The following is a 21578-nucleotide window of genomic DNA, read 5'->3' on the forward strand; positions in this document are numbered from 1 at the left end:
ATGGCGCCCCGCGGTTTTACCCTGATCGAGGTGCTGATCGCCACCAGCCTCCTGGCGGTGATGTCGCTGATTCTGACCGCGAGCCTGCGCATGGCGGCCGCCTCGTGGGAAAAGGGCGAGGTTTCGGTGGAGCGGGCCAGCCGCGCCCTGGTGGTGCAGGAGTTCCTTCGCGCCCGTCTGGCAACGGCGTTTCCGATCCGGGAAGCCGGCGAGATGAACCGCATGGTGCTGGCGTTTCGCGGCAGTCCGCAAACCCTGAGTTTCGTGTCCAGCCTGCCGGCTTACGTGCGGGGCGGTCTCCACCGGTTCAGGCTGTATCTGGCGCGGCGGGAGGAGGGCGTAGACCTGCGGGTCGCCGTCCTGCCATTGACCAACAGTCCCCAGGACCCGGTCACACCCATCGACGACGTGCTCGTCCTGGAAGGGGTGGAGGAGTTCCATCTGTCCTACCTGGGACAGAACGAACGGACCGGCGATTTGGCCTGGGTCGAGGAATGGAACGAACCGATCATGCCGCGGATGGTCCGGCTCACGATCAAGCCGGAAGGCGAGGAGCCGTGGCCACCGCTGATGGTGGCGCCCCGCCTCGATATGGCGCGGTGAACGCGGCCGGGATACCAATCCGCTACCACGCGAACACACTCCTGATACAAAACCATGGTTAACTCTTGTCCGTGGCTGAAGGTTCCCAGCCATATGAAGGTAGCTTGTTCATGCGTCTTCATCTCTCTCCCTTGACGGAGCGGCCGGCTTCCCCCCTCACGCACCCCCCTTGCTGCCGGCCGCTCCGCTTTTTTTTGTCGGTTCCCGGAAAAGGGACCGGATTCTCGCCGGAGTGGGCGGTGATGGCGCGGGCCTGTGGCCAGAAAGGCATGGCACTCGTGCTGGTCCTGTGGATGCTGACGCTCATGACGATCATGGCCGGGAGTTTTTCCCTTACCTTGCACCGCGAATCGGAACTGGTAAGCGGAATCCGCGGTACGGCCCAGGCGCGCGCGCTGGCCGAAGGCGGCATCTACTACGCCATGCCCATGCTGGTCGAAAGAGACCCCGCCAAGCGCTGGAAGACCGACGGCACGCCTTATCCGGTCTCCCTGGGCACGGGCCGGCTGATGATTCGCGTCCTGGACGAAGAGGGTAAGCTGGACATGAATACGGCGTCGGACGCCGCGCTGCGGGAGTTGTTCCTGCAGGTCACGGGCGACGAGGGTCTGGCTCAGCGCCTGTCGGATGCCATCGTGGACTGGCGCGACCCCGATGACCTCAAGCGGCCCAGCGGTGCCGAGCGCAGCGAATATGAAGCGATGGGGAAAACGGGGCCGCGCAACCGCCCGTTCCAGGTTGCCGACGAACTGATGGAAGTGCTGGGATTCGCCCCGGCGGTTTATCAGCGCATCGAACCGCTGATCACGGTGTACACCGGGCGCGACGGCATCAATCCCGCCAAGGCCGGACCGGAGATGCTGCGCATCGTGTTCAAGGGCGACGAAGCAGCCGTTGCCGAATACATCGCGCAGCGTTCCGTTGCCATCGGGAACGCCCCGCCGCCGATCCCGGCCAACCGCGCCAACAGTCCGATCAAACTGACGACGGGGGGCGATACCGCTTACGGCATATCGGTCGAGGCGGTGCTTCCCGACGGCGACAGAGCGGCCGTGGAGGCGGTCTTGAAACGTCAGCAGAACGCCCAGCATTTGCCGTTTTCCATATTAAATTGGAAAATTCCACGTTTACATGAACCTTCCGGCGGTTTTCCCCCCGTTGCCGGGTATTGATGCGCGACCGAAGCGATGGGTAGGGATACTGAGTTTTTCAGCACATGGTGGATTTCAGCAAACCGATAGACCTGGATGTCCAGGCTTTCCTGCGATGGTGGGCGGGCGAACTGGCTTTTCTGGTTCCGGATCGTCTCCGGCGCCTGTTGGGAGGGCGGACGTCCTGGATATTTCTGACCTGGCGGGCGGAAACGCTCGAGGCGGTCCACCGGACCGCGAACGGCACGCGCCCGCTCGGCTCGTTCACGCTGGACGAGGCCGGCCGCGAGGCATGGCGCCGGTTGCTGGAGGCGGAGCCCGAACTGGCCGAAATCCGGACGGTTTTCCGGCTTCTGCCCGATCAGTGCATGACTCGGGTGGTCAAACTGCCTCTGGCGACGGAAGAGAACCTGCAGCAGGTCATCGCATTCGAACTCGACCGCTTCACGCCGTTCAAGCCCGACCAGGTCTATTTCGGCGCGCGGGTGATCGAACGGCTGAAGGCGGCGGGCCAGATCCGGGTGGATCTGGCCGTGGTTCCGAAAGACAGGCTCGACCTGATGCTGGAATCCATGATCGCGTCCGGCTGGCGGCCGGACTACGTGGACGTGAGCGAGGATCCCTACAAGCGATCGCACCAGTTGTTGCCCGAACGGTTCCTCGTGAAAAGAAGTCGGTGGAACCGCTGGCTCAACTTCGGTTTGGCCGGTTTAGCCGTGGCGCTGTTTCTGGCGCTCCTGATCGTGCCTGTCTGGAAAAAAAGCGAATGGGTCGACCAAATCGAGGCCGAGGTGCGCAAAGCGGGCAAGGCGGCCAAGGAAGTGGAGGCGCTGCGGCAGGAGGCAGAGCAGATGGCGCACGAGATGGGGTATCTGGCGCAGAAAAAGCGCAAGGATCCGATCGTGCTGGACGTTCTCAACGAGCTGAGCAAGGTCATGCCCGACGACACCTGGCTGAACGGCTTCCAGTACAAGGACGGGCATCTCGTGGTCCAGGGACAGTCGCCGTCGGCATCCAGCCTCATCGCCCGTATGGAGACTTCGGAGGAGTTCAAGAACACCAGTTTCGTCTCACCCGTCACCAAGGACGTGTCGAACGGCCTGGAGCGGTTCCAGATTGCGTCGGATGCAGTCAATGGGAGGTCTTCTGAAGCGCCTGCTCAACCTGAAAATCCAGGTCAGTAAGTCCAGGGCCTCGGCCCTGGGTTTGCTGGCGCTGGTTATCCTGGCACTGTACGGGTTGATCATGGCGCCGCTATGGGCCTTGTCCTCCGGCTACGACGAGTCAATCGAAAGCCTGCTGTTCCGGCTGAAGCGCTTTCAGACGGTGGCGGCCGAAAGGTCGTACTGGGAGGGGCGCCTGGAGGAAATCCGCAACGAAGGCGAGCAGGCGAAGAACCTGTTTTCCCAGGCCACTCCCGCTCTGGCCGCGGCGGATCTGCAGTCGCGCATCAAGGATACCGTGACCTCCGCGGGAGGCGAACTGATCAGCACCCAGGTGATCCCCGAGCGCAAGGAGGACCAGTTCACCCGCATTGCGGTGAAAGTGCGTTTGAACGGCAGTACCGAAGTGTTGCGGCAAGTGTTGTACGACATCGAATCGGAGCAGCCGGTGTTGTTCGTGGAAAACCTGAACCTCCGCCCGATTCGCGTTCCGCCCCGCCCTGGCCAGAAGCAAGCGGCGGCGCCGGACAAGCTGAGCATCGATTTCGATGCGGTCGGCTATATGTCGCAGAAAGCACCATGAACATGAAAGTGGACATGGGAAAACTGAGTTCCGAACTCAGGCTGTCGTTGCTGCTCGCCGCGGCCTGCGCGGGGCTGGGGCTGCTGGTGGTGGTCGAGTGGTACAGCGTGGACCGCATGCACCGCATTCCGCAGGTTCCAAAGGCTGCGGATAAAGCCGCGGAGGACCAACCGGACCTTGCTCCTTTCGAATTTCCGGATCTCGGCGAGTTCGAGGAATTGGTCGAACGGCCGTTGTTCGTGGAAGGGCGCAGGCCACCGCCAGAGGTCGTTGAGGAGCCGCCGCCGCCGGTCAGCCGCACCCCGCTGGACCTCAAGCTGATGGGGATGATTTTTTCGCCGACCGGAAAAACCGCCTTGCTGGTCGATCCGAAGGGCAAGTACAAGCGCGTCAAGGAAGGCGGTGTCGTCGGCGGCTGGGTCCTCAAGGAGCTGAAAACGGATGGCGTGGTCATGCAGCAGGACGGGGAGACCAAGGAGCTCCCGCTTCTGAAGGCCAAGCCGAAAGTCGCGGCCGGAGGCGCGCCGCAGCCCCCCACGGAAGCCAAGCCCGGAAAGAAGCCCCCTGCCGGTCTCCAGCCGCCGGATGCCGATACGCTGGATGAAGAAGATGGCGAAGTGGCCGAACCCGACGAAGACGCCGATACCGAGAGCGACGGTGCCGAGGACATGGAGGATCAAAGCGATGAGTAACCCATTCAACGAATTGCAATCGACAGTGCATGCCTAAGTTCATTCAAAGAATCATCGCCGTCTCAGTATCGGCGACCCTCGGCCTGAGCGGTTGCGAATCACTGATGCCCGACTACTACAAAAAGCCCGCTTCGCCAGACAGCCTGAAGATCGAGAAGGTCTCGTCAGAGCCTCCGCCCGCGCCGCTGGCGGAGGCGCAGACCGACATGCTCAAGAAGCCGGAGTATTACCCGCGGAAGGGCTCGGTGGTCAATCCGCCGTCCTCGAGCGGTGGCGGCTACCCGGGTTCTGCCACATCCTCCGCCGGCGGCGGTGCAACCGGGAAAGGAGGCGGCCGGACCTCGCCCCGGAAGGAAGGCAAGTACACCCTCAATTTCGACGATGCCGACCTGTCGGAGGTCACCAAGGTCATCCTCGGCGACACGCTGAAGGTGAATTACGTCCTGAGTCCCAAGGTCACCGGCAAGGTGAGTCTGCAGACCACCCGGCCGTTGACCGAGGACGAGATGATCCCGACGCTGGAGACGCTGCTGCGCATGAACGGGGCGGCTCTGATCCGCGACGGCGGCATGTACAAGATCGAACCCGACGCCCAGGCCGCGATCAGCGCGTCCGGCCCCGGTGTCGGTCGGGGGATGATGGAGCCGGGCTATCAGTTGCGGGTCGTCCCTCTACGTTACATCAGCGCCCAGGAAATGCAGAAGGTGCTTGAACCCATCATGCCCCCCAAGGCCGTGCTGCGGATGGACGAGACCCGCAACCTGGTCATGGTCGCCGGTACGGCGGAGGAACTGGGCGGCGTCATGGAAGCGGTGCAGATTTTCGACGTCGACTACATGCGGGGGATGTCGGTGGCGATATACCCGGTCAAGAACGCCGACGTGCCGACCATCGCCGAGGAACTGACCAAGGTCTTAGGCCTCGGCGGCAAGGGTGCCATGGGCAACGTGCTGCGCATCCTGCCGATCGAACGCCTCAACGCCATCCTCGCGGTTGCGCCGGAGATGCATCATCTGCAGGAGGTGCAGGACTGGATCGAGCGGCTCGACCGCTACAACACCACACGCACCGGCAATGTCCACGTCTACCGCTGCCAGCATGTGGATGCGACCGAACTTGCCCGGACGCTGGGCGGGATCTTCGGAGGCGGCGCCGGAAAATCGGGCCCGTCGCTGGCGCCGGGACTGACGGGAATGGATGTCAGCAGCGGATCGTCGAGCGCCTTCGGATCCGCGTCTTCGGCCGGTTTCGGCGGAACCTCATCCGGTACCGGTTATGGCGGGTCGGGCAGTTCTTTCGGCGGCTCAGGGAGTTCGTTCGGGGGCACCGGAAGCAGCACCGGCAGCGGTTCCACCTTGGGAGGGTCGAGTGGCGGTATGGGATCGTCGACCGGCGGCAGCAGCGGCGGACTTGGCCGGTCTGGTGGTGGTATGGGCGGGACCGGTGGTGGGCTCGGCACGAGCGGCGGCAGCTTCGGTGGCGGAAGGTCGGGGGCGGGCGGTCAGGGCACGTCCATGATGCAACTCGGCAACAATGCACGGGTCGTTGCCGACCCGTCGAATAATGCGCTGATCGTGATCGCTAAGCCTCAGGACTGGAAGGAAATCGAAGCCGTGATTCAAGCCTTGGATATCTTGCCGCTTCAGGTGCTCATCGATGCGACTATTGTCGAGATCTCGCTCGTAAATGACCTTAAATATGGTCTGAAATGGCTGATCAATAGCGGAAGCAGCCACTCGACCATGAATTCGAATATTCTTTCGACGTTCAAGGATTTCTTTGGAACCGCTGGCGGATTTAGTTATGCTTTCATAGCCAATGGCGGTAACGTCAAGGTATTGCTCAATATGTTGGCGTCAGAGAATTTGGTTAATGTCATTTCCTCGCCGTCCCTCATGGTGCTGAACAATCAGCAGGCCAAGATCAATGTGGGTGACCAGGTGCCTGTGCTGACCGGTACCGGATCGACGACGATCAATACCACATCCCAGTTCAATCAGTATCAGCAGCAGCAGTCTGGTGTCACCTTGCAAATCCGGCCGCGGGTGAATTCCGGGGGGCTGGTTTCGCTGGACGTTTTTCAGTCGATTTCGACCCCTACCGAGATCACGCTTTCCGGTGGTGCAGATGGAACGAAATCGTTTAAGTTCGCTAACCGGGAAATCCAAAGCACCGTGGCGGTGCCGAATGGCGAGACGTTGGCTCTGGGCGGTTTGATTTCGGACAAGCGTACGGAAGATCAGAGTGGTATACCGTATATGAATAAACTTCCGATGATCGGCTGGATGTTCGGTTCCACTGAGATAAAACCGGAGCGCACGGAGTTGGTGGTGCTCATCACCCCTCGGGTTGTGGAAAAGAAAGGCGATATCAACGCGATCAGCAACGAATTCCGCCGTAGGCTGACCAACCTTTATAAAGGCGAGCCGGATGCCCAGCCGGCGCCGGTGGAGCATTCGACGCCGTAATTGGCAACCCGTGGCGCGGCTCAGGCCCGCGCCACGGCCCAGACGTCGATTCGATCGACACCCGCCTGCCGCAGCGTTCGCGCCAGTTCGCTCACCGTTGCCCCCGTCGTTACCACGTCGTCGAGAATGGCGACGTGGCGGACATTGACTTCCCGTTCCAGCCGGAAGGCGCCGCGGATGTTTTTCGCCCGTTCTTTGGCCGACAGTTCGGCTTGCGGCCGGGTGGTGCGGTTTCGTGTCAGGGCGCGAAACTCCAAAGGGACCTGCAGGTTCCGGCTCAGGTGCCGGGCGATTTCCAGCGACTGGTTGAAGCCGCGTGCGCGGTAGCGGGAAGCGTGCAGCGGAACCGGAACGATGAGTTCGGGCATTTCCGCATGTAGCAGGAAGTGGGTGGCGGCCAATTCCCCCAGCGTGCGGGCGCAGGCATGGCGGTGACCGAACTTGAGCCCGTGGATCAGATGTCGGATGGGCTCTTCGTAGCGGAACGCCGCGAGGCAGCTATCGAACGGCGGGGGGTGTTGCAGGCAGCGGCCGCAGGGGCTGGGTGCCCCGTCCGGCAGGGCTTCGCCGCAACGCAGGCACGCGGTGCCGGTCCTGGGAAGCTGGCGCTCGCATGCCCCGCACAGATCCAGTCCCCTTTCCCCGTCGTCGCCGCACAACAGACAGGTGGGCGGATAGATCCAGTTCTGTATAATATTCAGCCAGCCGTTTACAGTTTTCATGTTCATGCGTTGACAGGAGCTGTCGGTGTGTTCGTATTCTGATTTTCTACTCCGGCCGTGCGTGAAAGGTGAATACCTTTGCCTTCTCTTCGGAGACGGCGCCGTTAAGTTAAGAGACATCTCGTCGCTCCGGCATGGATTGCCGGAGCCCAGGGGCCATGGAGGGCTCATGCCCAGCACATCCCTGTGTCATGGATGCCGGCATTCCCTGCCGGCATGACGGCTTAACTTCCTACACTGCCGGTTCGCGGGTCATCCACTGGAGATCGAGTGTAATGCAAGCAGAAGTTGCGGTAACGACGAACCAGGAGCGGGTTGGAGAACCGGTGCTGCGCCATGACTGGACCCAGGGCGAGGTCGAGGCCCTGTTCGCGCGGCCATTCAGCGAGCTGCTGTACCAAGCCCAGACCGTGCACCGCCGCCATTTCGATCCGAGCGAAGTCCAGGTCAGCAGCCTGCTCAGCGTCAAGACCGGCGCCTGTTCGGAAGACTGCGCCTATTGTCCGCAGAGCGCGCATCACGAGACCGGCCTCAAGCGCGAGTCGCTGATGCCGCTGGAAGAGGTGCTGGACGCCGCCCGACGGGCGAAATCGGAAGGCGCCACGCGGTTCTGCATGGGCGCTGCCTGGCGCAGCCCGCGCGATGGCGACCTGGACGCCATCGCGGCGATGGTCGAGGGCGTCAAGGCGCTGGGGATGGAAACCTGCGTCACCGCGGGAATGCTGAGCGACCCACAGACCCGGCGGCTCAAGGAGGCGGGCCTGGATTACTACAACCATAACCTGGACACCTCGGAAAGCTATTACGGCGAGATCATCACCACCCGAACCTACCAGGACCGGCTGGATACGCTGCAACGGGTGCGCGATGCGGGCATGCACGTGTGCTGCGGCGGCATCGTCGGCATGGGCGAATCCGCCGCCGACCGCGCCGGTCTGCTGATCGGTCTGGCCAATCTGCCGCGCCACCCGGAGAGCGTGCCGATCAACCTGCTGGTGAAGGTGGAGGGCACGCCGCTGGCCGATGCGGCAGCGCTCGATCCGCTCGATTTCGTGCGCACCGTCGCCGTGGCGCGCATCATGATGCCGGCTTCCCGGGTACGGCTGTCGGCCGGACGCTCGGACATGAGCGACGAGATGCAGGTCCTGTGTTTCCTGGCCGGGGCCAATTCGATCTTCTACGGCGAGAAACTGTTGACCACGGAGAATCCGCAGGCCCAGCGCGACAAGCAGTTGTTCGCGCGTTTAGGGCTGCGCATGGCGGGCCTGGGCTGCTGAGTGCCATGGCGTTCGACCCGGCCGCGGCCTTGGAGGCGATCAAGGCGCGCGCAGCCTACCGGCAGCGGCGGATCGTCGAAAGTCCGCAGGACGTACAGGTCGCCGTCGATGGCCGCCGCGTCGTTAACTTCTGCAGCAACGATTACCTGGGGCTGGCGAATCACCCCGCGGTGCGGGAGGCTTTCCGGCGCGGCGTCGACCGCTGGGGCGCGGGTTCCGGCGCCTCCCACCTCGTCTGCGGCCACTCGGCGGCGCACCATGCGCTGGAAGAAGAGCTGGCCGAATTCACCGGCCGTCCGCGGGCCCTGCTGTTCTCCACCGGCTACATGGCCAATCTCGGCGTCATTTCCGCCCTGGCCGGGCGGGGCGATGCGGTGTTCGAGGACCGGCTGAACCATGCTTCCTTGCTGGATGGCGGCCTCCTGTCCGGCGCCCGCTTCCAGCGCTATCCCCATGCCGATGCCCTTGCTCTCGAAGCCGCCCTGGCCGAGTCCCGCGCCGAAACCCGGCTGGTCGTCACCGACGGCGTGTTCAGCATGGACGGCGACCTGGCGCCCTTGCCGGAGCTGGTCCGCGTCGCCCGGAACGGCAACGCATGGCTGGTGGTCGACGATGCCCACGGGCTGGGCGTTCTGGGCGGCGAAGGGCGCGGAACCCTGGAGTATTTCGGCCTGGGCGACATCGAGGTTCCCGTTCTGGTCGGCACCCTGGGCAAAGCGCTGGGCACTTTCGGCGCCTTCGCGGCGGGTTCGGACGATCTGATCGAATATCTGATCCAGCGTGCCCGCACTTATGTCTACACCACGGCGCTGCCGCCGGCGGTCGCCGAGGCGACCCGCGCCAGTTTGCGCCTCGTGCGCGAGGAGCCGGAGCGGCGCGAACGGCTGCACCGCAACGTGCGGCGTTTCCGTGCCGGCGCGGAAAGCCTCGGGTTCGAACTCGGCGACCTGGCCGGCCCGATCCAGCCCCTCGTGATCGGCGCCAATGCCGAAGCGCTCGAAGCCAGCCGTCGCCTGGGCGAGCTGGGCTTTCTGGTGAGCGCCATCCGCCCGCCTACGGTGCCGGAAGGTACCGCCCGGCTGCGGATCACCCTGTCCGCGTCGCACACCGACGAGCAGGTCGACGGCCTGCTTGAAGCGCTGGCCGCGGCCGTTCCCCAGGAGGCTTGAATGGGGCTGTTCGCCGAGACATCGGGTTGCGGACCCGATGTCGTCCTGATCCACGGCTGGGGCATGCACGGCGGCATCTGGTCCGGTTTCGTGCCGCAGCTGACCGACCGTTACCGGGTCACGCGCATCGACCTGCCGGGACACGGCCACAGCCCGATGCTGGCGGACTGGTCGCTCGAAACCGCAGCGGCGGCCGTTCTGGAGTCTGTGCCCCAGCCGGCGCACTGGGTCGGCTGGTCGCTCGGCGCGATGGTGGCGCTGGAGGCCGCCCGCACGGCGCCGGAGGCCGTGGCCTCGCTCACTCTGCTGTGCGGCACACCCCGCTTCGTCGCCGAACCCGGCTGGCCGGGAATGGAGGCGGCCACGCTGGCGCGTTTCGCCGACGGTTTTCTGGCCGACTACCAGGATGCCTGCCGGCGCTTTTTGGCCTTGCAGGTCTGGGGCATGCCGGGCGAGCGGGAACTGCTGCGCGAGGTCCGCAGCCAGCTGGCGGGGCGGCCGCAGCCGGAGCGGACGGCGCTCCTGGCAGGGCTGGACGTGCTGCGCCATGCCGATCTGCGCCCGGTATTGCGTGAGCTTCGGCAGCCGGTGCAGGCCCTGCTCGGCCGGCGCGACAAGCTGGTGCCGGCCGGTCTCGGGGCCGTGCTCGCCGAACTGAAACCGGGCTTGACCAGTCACCGCATCGACAACGCGCCCCATGTTCCTTTCCTGACCCACGGCGACCAGACGGCCCGCCTGATCGATGAATTCATTTCCTTGCCGTAACGCCGAGCCGTTTGCGCCGGCCGCGGATACACCCGAGAAGCGCTGGGTCGGTGCCTCGTTCGGTTCTGCGGCCGCCGGGTACGATGGCGTCGCGGCATTGCAGCGGGAGGTCGGCGACTCGCTGCTGGCGCGGATTCGCCCTCTCGGGCTGCGGCCTGCGCGGGTGCTGGACCTCGGGGCAGGCACCGGGCATTTGACCGGACCGTTGGTTTCGGCCTTCCCGGAGGCCTGCTGCCTGGCGGTGGACATTGCCGAAGGCATGCTCCGGTTCCTGCGCGCGCATCGGCCCGCCGCCGACAGCATCGGCCTCGTCGTGGGCGACGCGGAGGCGCTGCCGCTGGCAGACGCATCCGTCGACCTGATCTTCTCCAACATGGCGTTCCAATGGTGCGAACGCCTGGACGTCGCCTTTGCGGAATGCCGCCGCGTGCTCCGTCCGGGCGGCAGGCTGGTGTTCAGTACCTTCGGCGAGGACACACTGGGCGAACTGCGGACGGCATGGAGCGCGCTCGACGGCTACAGCCACGTCAATGCGTTCTCGACTCGCCGCTCGGTGGAGCAGAGCTTGCGGGCCCAGGGATTCTCGAAGGTCCGGGTGGAGGCCGCAATCGTAGGACGCGGCTATCCTTCCGTCATGGCGCTGATGAAAGAGTTGAAGGCGCTGGGAGCGCGCAACCTGACCCGGAACCGGCCCCGCCATCTGCTCGGCCGGCATACGCTGGAACGGGTGGCCGAGGCCTACGGCCGCCTGCCGGGCATGGCGTCAGGCGTGACCGCCAGCTTTGAAGTGTTGACCGCGCTGGTCGAAAAATGAGGATGAGTCGTGGCACAAGGCTTTTTCATTACGGGTACGGGCACGGGGATCGGCAAAACCCGTGTTTCCCTGGCGCTGATACGCGAACTGCGCCGAAGGGGATTCCGGGTCGCCGCCATGAAGCCGGTGGCAACCGGCGCGGTGTGGAGGAATGGCAGTCTGCGTCATGAGGACGCCGAACTCCTGCTGGCGGCGGCGAACGTCGAAGCGGCCTACGACGAGGTAAACGCTTTCGCCTACCAAACGCCGACTTCGCCCCATATCGCCGCCAGTCTGGAGAGCCGGCCCGTCGACATCGATGCGATCGTCGCTCACAACGAAGCACTGGCGAGCCGGGCCGATTGGGTGATCGTGGAAGGCGTCGGCGGATGGGAAGTGCCGTTGAACGATCACGAGAAGGTATCCGATCTCGCCGAGGCGCTGCGCTGGCCTGTGGTGCTGGTCGTGGACCTGCGTCTGGGCTGCCTGAATCATGCGCTGCTCAGCGCCGCGGCGATCGGCCGCTCCTGCGTGCGCCCGGCCGGGTGGATCGGCAATGTGATCGAGCCCGAGTTCCCCTATCTGGACGAATACCTCCGCACCCTGGACGAATCGCTGCCGGAGCCGCGTCTGGCCCTGCTTCCATGGTGCCCGGATGGCCATCCGGAATCTTCCGGGCTGGTCCTGTCGGCGGCGTTCGAACAGTGGGCGGGATGAGTCGCTGCGCTCCCCATCGGGGCTGGTCAGCCGACCGGTTCGGTGATACCGTCCGCCGTGCTGGAATTCCCCAGCGCACCAGACAATGTAAGGAGTCGCAAGATGCGTAAGCCGATTGAAAAACTGATCCTGGTTGGGGTCGCGGTTATAGGCCTCGCCGGCCCGGTCTGCGCGGAGGAGCCGGCTGCAAGCCAAAAGCCCCAGGCTTCCGGCGGAATGGGCGGCATGATGGGGGGCGGCGGCATGATGAGCGAGGAGCAGATGGATCAGCGCGTCAAGATGATGCAGGATCACATGCTGCAGATGCACGAGATCATGGACAAGATCCAGGCGACGACCGACCCTGCGGAAAAGGAGAAGCTCAAACAGCAGCAGCGCGACATGATCAAGCAGCACATGAAAGCGCATCATCAGATGATGATGCAGATGCAGCATCAGGGCGGAATGAGTCACGGCGGAAGCGCGGGAGCTGCGGCCAAGCCCTGATTCCCGATGGAACTGGGCTTCTTCGGCGCCACCGGGACGGTCACCGGTTCCAAATATCTGGTGACCGAGGGGCAGAGCCGCATTCTCGTGGACTGCGGGCTGTTCCAGGGATTCAAGCAGCTCCGGCTGCGCAACCGCGAGCCTTTCCCGGTGGCGCCGGACAGTCTCGAGGCACTGGTTTTGACCCACGCGCATATCGACCACAGCGGTTATATCCCTCTGCTGGTGCGCAACGGTTTCGCCGGACGCATCCATTGCACCCCGGCGACCCTCGATCTCTGCCGGATCCTGCTGCCCGACAGCGGCCACCTGCAGGAAGAGGAAGCCGAGTACGCCAACCGGCGCGGTTTCTCACGCCATCATCCGGCCTTGCCGCTATACACGCGGGAAGATGCCGAGCGTTGCCTCGATTTGTTCGAGCCGGTCGATTGCGGCCGCGAGGTGCGGTTGGGCGGCGAATTCCGGTTCCGCTTCCAGCCGGCGGGACATATCCTCGGGGCGGCTTCGGTGGTGCTCCGGGGCCGGCGTTCCTCCCTCGCGTTCTCGGGCGACCTGGGGCGGCCGCAAGATCCGACCATGCGCAGCCCGGCGCCTTGCCCGGCGGCCGATTTCCTCGTGGTCGAATCCACCTATGGCAACCGCCGCCACGGCGCGGAAGACCCGGTGGAAGCGTTCGGGGACTACATCGGACGGACCTTTCGCCGCGGCGGTGTCGTGCTGATCCCAGCGTTTGCCGTCGGCCGTGCCCAGACCGTGTTGTACTGCATCCACCGTTTGAAGGCTGCCGGGAAAATGCCGGATGTTCCCGTCTACCTCGACAGTCCGATGGCCGTCGACGCCACCGAGTTGTTCGGCCGTTATCGCTCGGAGCACCGGCTTTCCTCCGCGGAGGCCGAGGCGGTGTGCCGGACCGCACGCTACGTCAATACCGCAGAGGAGTCCAAGGGGCTGAGTGCCAGCCGGATGCCGATGATCCTGATCTCGGCGAGCGGCATGGCGACCGGCGGACGCGTGCTGCACCATCTCAAGGCCTTCGCTCCGGACCACCGCAATACCGTGCTGTTCACGGGCTTCCAGGCGCCGGGGACGCGTGGCGCGGCAATTCTGGGCGGCGCCGAAGCGGTCAAGATCCATGGCGAATACGTTCCGATCCGGGCCGAGGTGGGGCTGGTCGAAAACTTGTCGGCCCATGCCGATTGGGGTGAAATTCTCGACTGGCTGCGTCAATCGCCCAAACCGCCGCTCCAGACGTTCATCACCCACGGCGAGCCCGAAGCGGCAGATGCACTCCGTTTCCGGATCGAGCATGAACTTGGCTGGGACTGCCGGGTGCCCGAATACCGCGAAACGGTCGGTTTGGGATGAGCCGTGAGGATTACGGAGAATTTGACATTTTTTGGGCATCAACTGAATATCTTGTGCGCCGTCTCCGCCTGATCGCTTGCGAGAAGCGGGGCAGCATGAAATTAAGGAACAGAGGCGAGCGAATTCCTGGTGTGTACAACGCGTACATGCGGCGTTCCTCGACGTATCTCAACATTAAGGAAATGGTGATACTGTGAAAAAATCTTTTGTCAGTCTGGCAATGGCCGGGGTAACGGCGCTGAGTGGAACCGCTTTGCCGATGGCTGCAGCCCATGCGGAAGCAGCCTGCTATGTTTCGGAGACTTTCCCGAATGAGCGCATCGTGATCGACGTGGAAAAGCAGGGTGTGATCGTCAGCAACTGGTACGATCTGGTCGCCCTTCTGTTCGGCGGTAAGCAGACCGCTTACAGCGCTCATGGCAAACACGTCTATGCTACGGAAGACGCTCCGGCAGAGGTAGCCGCCCAGGCCGCCACGAACTGGGTCTATTGGATGGCCGCGACGACCGGCACCGTGGACACCGGCGTGGCTTACTGGGGCAACAGGCCGGGCTTGCAGCCAACCGACACGGGCGCGCACATGGGCCTGGTTTCGGAGTGGGTCAGAGGTGACCGGGAGATGGGCGGCGAAACCTGGGCCCTGCCGGTGACCCTCGACTGCGGTTCCACAGAAACCAGTCCGACGCCGTATGCCTGGGAATGCCAGGTCTACAACGAGTTCGGCGCCTATTGGGGAGCCGTCCACTACACCAAGGTGGCCAAGGCGGCGGACGACGAGCGCTGTAATCTGTTCCAGGCGGTGCCAGGAGTCGCCGTTCCCGTTTTTGCGGAGCCCGCAAGTTTCGGTCCGCAGAGTTATAACGGCGAGTCCAAATGATTTTTCCGGTCGGCGGAATCTCCGGGGGACTTTGACAACTCCCGAAGAGGAAGCCGGGCGTGTGTTCATCGCGGCTCGAGCACACGTTTCCCCCGCCGGGCCCGAAGGCGGACGGTTCTTGCGCCGTCCGCCTTCGGGCATTTTGGTTCCTTATGCCGGGTTTACACTCGGGATGAATCGGCACGCTACGTCCAGATCGCGTCGGATCCGTTCCATCAGGGCCTGAATGCCGAACCGCTCGGTGGCGTTGTGTCCGCCGGCATACATATGTATCCCCGCCTCCTGCGCCTCGTGCCAGTCGTGTTCGCTCATTTCCCCGCTGATGTAGGCGTCCAGGCCCGCCTTTGCCGCCTCGGCCCAGCCGCCGTTGGCTCCACCGGTGATGATCCCGACCGTGCGGACCGGCGCCGTCGCATCCGGCGTGGCCAGCAGCACCGGATGTTCGAGGATTTCCGCCAGCCGCTCGCGTAGCGCCGAAGCCGGCAGCGTCACCTGCAGCTTGCCCCGAACACCGGTCGGGCAGCCCTGATGGTCGCCGAACGGCGCCTGTTCGCCCAGGCCGATCCTGTGTCCCAGCACCGCCGCATTGCCGATTTCGGGATGGGCGTCGAGCGGCAAGTGGTAGGCGAATAGATTAATGGCATTGCGCACCAGCGGAAACACCCGCCCCGCGAACGGTCCGACCAGCGGCCGTGCACCGTGGAATGTCCAGAACAGGCCGTGATGCACGATCAGAGCGTCGGCCTGCCATTCGGCGGCCGCAGCGACGGAATGGGCCGTCGCGGACACCGCGAAGGCGATCCGCCGGATTTCCTCGCGTCCCTCGATCTGCAGGCCATTCGGGCCATAATCGGCGAACGCGCCGGGATTCAGCAGCACAGCGAGGAATTGTTCGAGAGCGGAGCGGGTGGTTGCCATGGAGCGCGTTGCAAGCCGTGTTGGAACCTTCGATTATCCCTCAAGTCACAGTGGTTCTATCATCCTCAATCTTCCGACCTCGAGACAAGCCCATGACCGTCCCCCTTCTCGCCGATCAGCCGATGCGGTTTCTGGATAGCTCCCTGGAGGATTTGATGGCCGAGCGATTCGCCTGCGACCCCGGTGCTGCCGCTCTCTCGCTATTCCAGCGTGCGGCGGCGGAAGTGCCGGCCTACCAGTCCTTTCTGGCGACCCATGGCATTCGTCCGGACGCCGTGCGGACCCTCGCCGACTTCGCCCGCCTGCCTCTGACCGACAAGCCCACCTACATGCAGGCCTATCCTTTGCCCGAACGCTGCTGGGGTGGGCGTCTGGCGGCTTGCGACAGAATCGCGGTGTCTTCCGGTTCGACCGGCAAACCGACTTTCTGGCCGAGAGCCTTGCACCACGAACTCGACATTGCCTTGCGGTTCGAGCAGGTGTTCCGGGATGCCTTCCAGGCCCACGCCCGCAGCACCCTGGCGGTAGTGTGTTTCGCCCTGGGGAACTGGGTCGGCGGCATCTACACCACCTCGTGTCTATGGCATCTCGCCCGCAAGGGGTATCCGGTCACGGTGGCGACGCCCGGCAACCGCTCCGACGAAATTTTCCGGGTGATCGGCGAGCTGGCGCCGCACTTCGAGCAGACGGTGCTGCTAGGTTATCCGCCGTTCGTCAAAGACGTGATCGATAGCGGTGCGGCCGCGGGGATTCCCTGGGAGCACCATGCGGTGAAGCTGGTGTTCGCCGGCGAAGTGTTCAGCGAGGAATGGCGCTCCCTCATCTGCGCCCGGATCGGGTCCGACTCCCCCTGCTATGACACCGCATCGCTTTACGGCACGGCCGATGGGGGCGTCCTGGGCAACGAAACGCCTTTGAGTATCGCCATACGCCGCTTTTTCGCTGCTCATCCCGAGGCGGCCCGCGAACTGTTCGGCGAGTCCAGGCTGCCGACGCTGGTGCAGTACGATCCCTTGAGCCGCTATTTCGAATTGCACGACGGTACGCTGGTGGTGACCGGCGACAACGGTGTGCCCCTGATCCGCTACCACATCGCCGACCGGGGCGGGCTGGTCGGCTACGCCGAGATGCTGGACTTCCTGCGCGACTGGGACGCGCGCGATCTCGCCGAATACGGATTCGATCCGGCCTGGGGCGAACGGCCGTTGCCTTTCGTCTACCTGTTCGGGCGGGCAGATTTCACCGTCTCCTATTACGGGGCCAACATCTATCCGGAGAATGTGACGGTCGGGCTGGAACAGGCCGGCATCGTCGATTGGGTCAGCGGCAAGTTCGTCCTCGAGGCGCCAGAAGACTCGGCGGGCGACCGCGAGCTTCTGGTGACGGTGGAACTGTTGCCGGGCGTGGAGGCAGACGACGCCAAGGCAGCGAGAATCGCCGAGTCGGTGCGGACGGAACTGCTGCGCCTCAACAGCGAATTCGCCCATTACACGCCGGACGCGCGGCAGACCCCCCACGTCGTTCTGCGGCCCTTCGCAGATCCGGAGTACTTTCCCGCCGGGGTGAAACACCGCTATACGAGGCGTTAGGCCGCATACTCGATGTCTTTCGAATAGAGGTCGTAGGCCGCGCCGTATTCCATCACCCGCGCCACCTCGCGGATGAAATCTTCGCCGTAGCCGGCCCTGCGCAGCAGATGGAATCCGATTTCCATGCCGGAGCTGATTCCGCCGCCGGTGACGATGCGGCCGGCGTCGACGACGCGCGCCCGGCTGATGCGGCAGTTTGGGGCGAGTTCCGCCAGGCGGTCGATCGGTGTCTTGCCATGGCCCGATTGCTCCACCCGGTCGGGTTCCTTGCGGTTGGTGGCGGCTTTGCCGTCGAGCAGGCCCATCCGGCCGTAGATCCAGGAGCCGGTGCAGACAGAGACCAGCAGGGTGGATTCCGGCAGGGCGCGGATGAAGTCGTGCAGCCTGCCGTTGTTGATCTCCTGGCGGGTGCCGAATCCCCCGGGGATCAGAAAGGCGTCCATCGCCGGACGGTCGTTGAATGCGTGGTTCGGCAGCACCGTGAAGCCTGCCTGGGCTTGAACCGGCCGCAGCGATTCGGCTACGAAGAAGGCGTCCAACTCGGGGTCGAAACGGCGAGCGACCGAGAACACGCCGTAGGGCGCGGCGAAGTCGACGATCTCGAGATCCTTGCAAAGGTAGATTCCCAGGCGGAATCCGGGTTTGACGGGCATGGCGGTTCTCCGGAGGATGGGCGGTGACTTGAATGATACAGACCTGTCTCTATCATTGACGAGACAGACCCCTCTGTCAAGATGGATGCCATGAGAACCGAAAACCCTGGCACGGCGCGCGAACGCATTCTGGAAACCGCCCTGCGGCTGTTTTATCGGCAAGGCATACGCGCCACCGGCGTGGACAAGATCATTGCCGAATCGGGCGTGGCCAAGATGTCGTTCTACCGGAATTTTCCGTCGAAGAAGGATCTCGTGCTTGCGTTCCTGGACCGGCGCCATGCGTTCTGGATGGACTGGTTCAAGGCGCGTATCGAAGCGCAGAGCGAGCGGGAAGGGCGGTTCCGGCTGGGCTTTATCGCCGGGTTCCTGAGGGAATGGTTCGAGTCGCCCGATTTCCGCGGCTGCGCCTTCATCAATACTGCCACGGAGACCGTGGACCTTTCGGCGGAGGAACGCCGACGGGTGTTGGACCACAAGCAGGAACTGATCGACTACCTCGCCGGTCGGCTCGATGCGGCCGGTCGGGGCGAGTCCGGGCGCGTGGCCGCGCTGGCGTTACTGATCGTCGACGGTGCCATCGTGCGTGCCCAAATGACGGGAGACCCGGGGATCGCCGACGATGCGCAGAGCCTCCTCGACATGCTGGACCGGGAGGTCGCGTCCGGGTGAAGACCTGCAGCGTCCGGCGGCGCAAGTCAATAATGCCGGAGCCGCTGTTCGCGGTAGCCGTCGATGCCCTCCGACGTGGGGTTGACCTCGATTGGCAACTCGGCCGCCTTCGGCAGGCAGTGCCGGACCGACAGGGCATTGAGACTCTCGGGTGCCGGCACAGGCCGAGCGGCAGGATCGGCTTGGTCCAGGCGGCAGCCGTAAGTCGTCAGCCGGTAATGTGCCGCGAAAATCCCGATAAATCCGATTGTCAGCCAGAAGTCGGGCACTCCCAGATGGTGGCCTGTCACGCCGATTCCGCCGAGAATTCCATTGATGCCGACCAGGAGCCAAGAGGTTTGTCCAGGGGTCAGGTTCTTCCGCAGAAGGATGTGGTGGAGATGCTCGCGGTCGGCCACGAAGGGGTTGCCGCCCCGCAGTCCCCGCTGAAGCATCAGCCTGACCGTGTCGATGACCGGCAACGCCAGCACCCAAGCCACAGCAATGGGGGAGAGGATGCGGTTCGGGCCGCCTTCCACCATTTGGATGGCGATCCAGGCAAGGGCGAAGCCGAGCAGCATGCTGCCGGAATCGCCGAGGAATACCGAAGCTTTTTTGCGCAAGGGATGGCGCATGTTGTAGGCGGCGAAGCCGAGGATGGCCGCCAGTAGTATCCATTCCTTGAGCGGAATCGCTTGGTCGGCGAGCCAAGTCGCGAAGATGAACCACGACATGGCGGTTAGGGCACAGCCCGAGGCCAGCCCATCGATTCCGTCCGACATGTTGAAGGCGTTGATGAATCCGACGGTGCACAGCACCGTGAAGGGGATCGCGAACAGACCCAGCCGCAGCGACCCCGTGCCGACGATGTCGCCGAGGTCGTGAATCATCTTTTCCCCCCAGATCACCATGATCAGGGCGGCCCCGATTTCGGTCGCAAGGCGGAAGCGCGCGGACAGGCCGTAAAGGTCGTCGACCAGGCCGACCGCCAGGACGAAGCCCATCCCCAGCAGCAATATCGGAGAGACGATTTCGGCGCCGCAGCCTGAGGCGACGACGAAGCCGCCGTAGATGGCCAGCCCGCCCGTGAGCGGAATCAGCCCCTCGTGTGTCTTGCGCCCTCCGGGCCGGTCCACCAGGCCGAAGCGCTCGGCGGGTTTACTCAACAGATGGACGAGCAGCGCGGTGAATGCGAGCCCCCCTCCCGAGACCAGGACCGGAGTCGCGTTGCTCAAGTAGCCAAGGATATCCTCGATCATTGCCATGGCGTTGACCTGCCCGATAAATCAAAAAATTGCGGGGGATCCGATCTGTCTTCCGCAGGACGAATGTGCGAAAGCATTTACTGCTCCAAATGTAGTCAACAATCTCGAAAAAGCCAGTTATCCGGTTAGTCGGCCATGGCGCAATGCCGGGCTATAGCTTGTGTCCCCTGGATTCGGTCCGTCCCTTCGTTTTTCCTGAGGCATAGGGGGCGTGCGATTTCTCGGGCGGCGAATTACGTCCGTGTCGGTCGGGTTGGGAACAGTGCGGGGCGGGCGCCGGATCCGTGCCTTGGATTTCGGTGTTGTCGGTCATGTGGGCATTTGCTTGTCGAGGTTCGTGAGAAACAAGTGATCAGTCGTTCCGGCGGAACCCGAAAAAACCGGTTCCGCTCTACATCGTTCCCGTAGGACCCGTAGGTGCGCACGCGCAGCGTAATCGCACGCATGGCTCAGCATTCCCGTTCGACTCCGCTCACGGCAGAACCCGTAGGTGCGATTAGCATCGCGTAATCGCACGCATGGCTCAGCATTCCCTCCGATTACGCTGCGCGTGCGGAGCTACCACCGGTGGGCGGAGGCGTGGCCGCGGCTCTGCGCCGCACGGCCGGCGAGGCCTTGCGGCTGCCCGGCGGCGGCGGGGGGGAACGACCCAGTCCAGCCAGCCGAGGTACCAGGGCAGCTTGCCTTGCGCCAGGTGTTCCGTGGGAACGGGGAGGGCCTGGCCGGTGGTGCTGGGGGCGGCGGGAATGAGGAGATGCAGGGTGTGGCCGTTGGAGCCGGCCAGGGTCTTGACGAACAGCGACTGGAACACCTTGAGGGTGCCGGTCATGCTGGGGGTGGCGTCGTCGTAGACGTCGTAGCTGGTGCCGTTCCAGATCCAGAAGCTCTTGGACATGAGGTTGTTGGTCTCGGCGTCTCCACAACGGCGCCGCGGCGGTATTCGATCCGCGTTGCCTGTGCGGAAACTTCGGCCGGAGCGACCGGGCGGAGGGCATCCGGCGTGCCGTAGCCGGTGAGCTTCATCCCCCAGCGCCAGGCGGGCAAGGCTTTAGCATGCTCCGGCTTGCCCTGCGGGCCGACGGCGACCGCGCCCTGCTCGAAACGCAGCGCGAAGCCATGGTCCGAATTGAGCGAGGCGTAGCCGCCTTCCGCCGCCTCGATCTTCCGCAGTTCGGCGCTCACCGCAGCCTTGAGCCCCGGCGGCATCGCCGGCTTTCCCGCCGCCCTCGCTCCATACACGGGCGCGCCCAGAACCAGTATCAGTCCGATGGTCCGCAACAGCCGAAGTCCATCACACATGTCCAAGCTCTCCTTCGTTTTTTGAAGTTTGTACCGACAAATAACGCGATGGGAATGCAACATATATTTATAAAGAACAACATGTCAACATTTTAATGGGCGATGAGTCAAGGTTGCGAAGTTATTCAGCGGAGGTAGCGAGAGGAAATTTTGGCCGATTGGCGACTCGAATGTGATATATGCCACTGATTTCCATGATTTGTGAAGAAACATTTCTTGGGGCATCCGACGATGCGCACTCTTTCTGGCCCGCTCAGGACGGATTCCAAAGGCGAGGCGTTGAGTGAAATCGAAGCGCTGTGCTGTGCTCAGGGCATTTACGCTTCTACTGTTCTCGGTTCGGCGAAGTGTTATCGCCGAACTGCGTTGCCG

Annotated in this window: 22 protein-coding genes; 16 read left to right on the top strand and 6 right to left on the bottom strand. The window is 63.8% G+C overall.

The window, feature by feature from the left end:
• The 6 genes from OOT43_RS18500 (at position 1) to gspD (ending at position 6660) form a co-directional block, all read left to right on the top strand.
• Positions 1-603, top strand: coding sequence for a prepilin-type N-terminal cleavage/methylation domain-containing protein (locus OOT43_RS18500; protein WP_266022151.1), 603 nt, complete (start codon positions 1-3; stop codon positions 601-603).
• Between the two features lie 242 nt (positions 604-845).
• Positions 846-1775, top strand: a complete 930-nt coding sequence (locus OOT43_RS18505; protein WP_266022152.1) for a type II secretion system minor pseudopilin — start codon at positions 846-848, stop codon at positions 1773-1775.
• Between the two features lie 44 nt (positions 1776-1819).
• The gene (locus tag OOT43_RS18510; RefSeq protein ID WP_266022153.1) at positions 1820-2938 is read left to right on the top strand and encodes a PilN domain-containing protein; all 1119 of its coding nucleotides are present in this window, start codon (positions 1820-1822) and stop codon (positions 2936-2938) included.
• The gene (gene gspM, locus OOT43_RS18515) at positions 2889-3500 is read left to right on the top strand and encodes a type II secretion system protein GspM (protein ID WP_266022154.1); all 612 of its coding nucleotides are present in this window, start codon (positions 2889-2891) and stop codon (positions 3498-3500) included. Before OOT43_RS18510 ends, gspM begins: the two co-directional genes overlap by 50 nt.
• A complete protein-coding gene (locus OOT43_RS18520) occupies positions 3497-4192 on the top strand; it encodes a hypothetical protein (protein WP_266022155.1) in 696 nt (231 codons plus the stop codon). The genes gspM and OOT43_RS18520 overlap by 4 nt, the downstream gene beginning before the upstream one ends.
• A 29-nt stretch (positions 4193-4221) precedes the next feature.
• On the top strand, positions 4222-6660 hold the full coding sequence (gene gspD / locus OOT43_RS18525) for a type II secretion system secretin GspD (protein ID WP_266022156.1): 2439 nt from the start codon (positions 4222-4224) through the stop codon (positions 6658-6660).
• A gap of 20 nt (positions 6661-6680) precedes the next feature.
• Here gspD and OOT43_RS18530 read toward each other — a convergent pair whose 3' ends face one another.
• A complete protein-coding gene (locus tag OOT43_RS18530; RefSeq protein WP_266022158.1) occupies positions 6681-7382 on the bottom strand; it encodes a ComF family protein in 702 nt (233 codons plus the stop codon).
• A 275-nt stretch (positions 7383-7657) separates the two neighbouring features.
• Here OOT43_RS18530 and bioB point away from each other — a divergent pair, with 275 nt between their 5' ends.
• The 8 genes from bioB to OOT43_RS18570 all read left to right on the top strand — a co-directional run bounded on the left by bioB (position 7658) and on the right by OOT43_RS18570 (position 14831).
• The gene (gene bioB / locus OOT43_RS18535; protein WP_266022159.1) at positions 7658-8659 is read left to right on the top strand and encodes a biotin synthase BioB; all 1002 of its coding nucleotides are present in this window, start codon (positions 7658-7660) and stop codon (positions 8657-8659) included.
• Positions 8660-8664: 5 nt separating this feature from the next.
• The gene (gene bioF, locus OOT43_RS18540; RefSeq protein WP_266022160.1) at positions 8665-9828 is read left to right on the top strand and encodes an 8-amino-7-oxononanoate synthase; all 1164 of its coding nucleotides are present in this window, start codon (positions 8665-8667) and stop codon (positions 9826-9828) included.
• Entirely contained in the window at positions 9829-10593 is a 765-nt protein-coding gene (gene bioH / locus OOT43_RS18545) for a pimeloyl-ACP methyl ester esterase BioH (protein ID WP_266022161.1), read from the top strand. It begins immediately after the preceding gene.
• Positions 10571-11407: a malonyl-ACP O-methyltransferase BioC gene (gene bioC, locus OOT43_RS18550; RefSeq protein ID WP_266022162.1), complete on the top strand. Its 837-nt coding sequence runs from the start codon at positions 10571-10573 to the stop codon at positions 11405-11407. Before bioH ends, bioC begins: the two co-directional genes overlap by 23 nt.
• A gap of 9 nt (positions 11408-11416) precedes the next feature.
• Positions 11417-12103: a dethiobiotin synthase gene (gene bioD / locus OOT43_RS18555; protein WP_266022163.1), complete on the top strand. Its 687-nt coding sequence runs from the start codon at positions 11417-11419 to the stop codon at positions 12101-12103.
• Between the two features lie 102 nt (positions 12104-12205).
• Positions 12206-12589, top strand: coding sequence for a hypothetical protein (locus OOT43_RS18560; RefSeq protein WP_266022164.1), 384 nt, complete (start codon positions 12206-12208; stop codon positions 12587-12589).
• 6 nt (positions 12590-12595) lie between these two features.
• Complete coding sequence (locus OOT43_RS18565) at positions 12596-13954, top strand: MBL fold metallo-hydrolase RNA specificity domain-containing protein (RefSeq protein WP_266022165.1); 1359 nt, start codon at positions 12596-12598, stop codon at positions 13952-13954.
• 193 nt (positions 13955-14147) lie between these two features.
• Positions 14148-14831 carry a hypothetical protein gene (locus OOT43_RS18570; protein ID WP_266022166.1) on the top strand — a complete coding sequence of 228 codons (684 nt, stop codon included), beginning with the start codon at positions 14148-14150 and terminating at the stop codon, positions 14829-14831.
• A gap of 150 nt (positions 14832-14981) precedes the next feature.
• Here the strand turns inward: OOT43_RS18570 and OOT43_RS18575 are convergent, their stop codons facing one another.
• Positions 14982-15749, bottom strand: coding sequence for a Nif3-like dinuclear metal center hexameric protein (locus tag OOT43_RS18575; RefSeq protein WP_266022167.1), 768 nt, complete (start codon positions 15747-15749; stop codon positions 14982-14984).
• Positions 15750-15841: 92 nt separating this feature from the next.
• Between OOT43_RS18575 and OOT43_RS18580 the strand changes: the two genes are divergently transcribed.
• A complete protein-coding gene (locus tag OOT43_RS18580) occupies positions 15842-17338 on the top strand; it encodes a phenylacetate--CoA ligase family protein (RefSeq protein WP_266022168.1) in 1497 nt (498 codons plus the stop codon).
• Here the strand turns inward: OOT43_RS18580 and OOT43_RS18585 are convergent.
• Positions 17335-17991, bottom strand: a complete 657-nt coding sequence (locus OOT43_RS18585; protein ID WP_266022169.1) for a DJ-1/PfpI family protein — start codon at positions 17989-17991, stop codon at positions 17335-17337. The genes OOT43_RS18580 and OOT43_RS18585 overlap by 4 nt on opposite strands.
• Positions 17992-18081: 90 nt before the next feature.
• Between OOT43_RS18585 and OOT43_RS18590 the strand changes: the two genes are divergently transcribed.
• Entirely contained in the window at positions 18082-18663 is a 582-nt protein-coding gene (locus tag OOT43_RS18590; RefSeq protein ID WP_266022170.1) for a TetR/AcrR family transcriptional regulator, read from the top strand.
• Between the two features lie 26 nt (positions 18664-18689).
• On the opposite strand, the gene OOT43_RS18595 is transcribed toward OOT43_RS18590, so the two are convergent.
• The 3 genes from OOT43_RS18595 to OOT43_RS18605 form a co-directional block, all read right to left on the bottom strand.
• Complete coding sequence (locus tag OOT43_RS18595) at positions 18690-19907, bottom strand: MraY family glycosyltransferase (RefSeq protein ID WP_266022171.1); 1218 nt, start codon at positions 19905-19907, stop codon at positions 18690-18692.
• Positions 19908-20430: 523 nt separating this feature from the next.
• Entirely contained in the window at positions 20431-20802 is a 372-nt protein-coding gene (locus tag OOT43_RS18600; RefSeq protein ID WP_266022172.1) for a hypothetical protein, read from the bottom strand.
• Entirely contained in the window at positions 20733-21206 is a 474-nt protein-coding gene (locus tag OOT43_RS18605; protein ID WP_266022173.1) for a hypothetical protein, read from the bottom strand. The genes OOT43_RS18600 and OOT43_RS18605 overlap by 70 nt, the downstream gene beginning before the upstream one ends.
• Between the last annotated feature and the right edge of the window lie 372 nt (positions 21207-21578).

The organism is Methylococcus mesophilus, assembly GCF_026247885.1.
Lineage (GTDB): Bacteria > Pseudomonadota > Gammaproteobacteria > Methylococcales > Methylococcaceae > Methylococcus > Methylococcus mesophilus.

Bases quoted from the DNA above. Each gene is read 5' to 3' on its own strand.
- OOT43_RS18575 (WP_266022167.1), bottom strand. From the start codon at position 15,749: ATGGCAACCACCCGCTCCGCTCTCGAACAATTCCTCGCTGTGCTGCTG.
- OOT43_RS18595 (WP_266022171.1), bottom strand. From the start codon at position 19,907: ATGGCAATGATCGAGGATATCCTTGGCTACTTGAGCAACGCGACTCCG.
- OOT43_RS18580 (WP_266022168.1), top strand. From the start codon at position 15,842: ATGACCGTCCCCCTTCTCGCCGATCAGCCGATGCGGTTTCTGGATAGC.
- bioB (WP_266022159.1), top strand. From the start codon at position 7,658: ATGCAAGCAGAAGTTGCGGTAACGACGAACCAGGAGCGGGTTGGAGAA.
- gspM (WP_266022154.1), top strand. From the start codon at position 2,889: ATGGGAGGTCTTCTGAAGCGCCTGCTCAACCTGAAAATCCAGGTCAGT.
- OOT43_RS18585 (WP_266022169.1), bottom strand. From the start codon at position 17,991: ATGCCCGTCAAACCCGGATTCCGCCTGGGAATCTACCTTTGCAAGGAT.
- OOT43_RS18510 (WP_266022153.1), top strand. From the start codon at position 1,820: ATGGTGGATTTCAGCAAACCGATAGACCTGGATGTCCAGGCTTTCCTG.
- gspD (WP_266022156.1), top strand. From the start codon at position 4,222: ATGCCTAAGTTCATTCAAAGAATCATCGCCGTCTCAGTATCGGCGACC.
- OOT43_RS18590 (WP_266022170.1), top strand. From the start codon at position 18,082: ATGAGAACCGAAAACCCTGGCACGGCGCGCGAACGCATTCTGGAAACC.
- OOT43_RS18500 (WP_266022151.1), top strand. From the start codon at position 1: ATGGCGCCCCGCGGTTTTACCCTGATCGAGGTGCTGATCGCCACCAGC.
- OOT43_RS18565 (WP_266022165.1), top strand. From the start codon at position 12,596: ATGGAACTGGGCTTCTTCGGCGCCACCGGGACGGTCACCGGTTCCAAA.
- OOT43_RS18560 (WP_266022164.1), top strand. From the start codon at position 12,206: ATGCGTAAGCCGATTGAAAAACTGATCCTGGTTGGGGTCGCGGTTATA.
- bioF (WP_266022160.1), top strand. From the start codon at position 8,665: ATGGCGTTCGACCCGGCCGCGGCCTTGGAGGCGATCAAGGCGCGCGCA.
- OOT43_RS18530 (WP_266022158.1), bottom strand. From the start codon at position 7,382: ATGAAAACTGTAAACGGCTGGCTGAATATTATACAGAACTGGATCTAT.
- OOT43_RS18520 (WP_266022155.1), top strand. From the start codon at position 3,497: ATGAACATGAAAGTGGACATGGGAAAACTGAGTTCCGAACTCAGGCTG.
- bioC (WP_266022162.1), top strand. From the start codon at position 10,571: ATGAATTCATTTCCTTGCCGTAACGCCGAGCCGTTTGCGCCGGCCGCG.
- OOT43_RS18505 (WP_266022152.1), top strand. From the start codon at position 846: ATGGCGCGGGCCTGTGGCCAGAAAGGCATGGCACTCGTGCTGGTCCTG.
- bioH (WP_266022161.1), top strand. From the start codon at position 9,829: ATGGGGCTGTTCGCCGAGACATCGGGTTGCGGACCCGATGTCGTCCTG.
- OOT43_RS18600 (WP_266022172.1), bottom strand. From the start codon at position 20,802: ATGTCCAAGAGCTTCTGGATCTGGAACGGCACCAGCTACGACGTCTAC.
- OOT43_RS18605 (WP_266022173.1), bottom strand. From the start codon at position 21,206: ATGTGTGATGGACTTCGGCTGTTGCGGACCATCGGACTGATACTGGTT.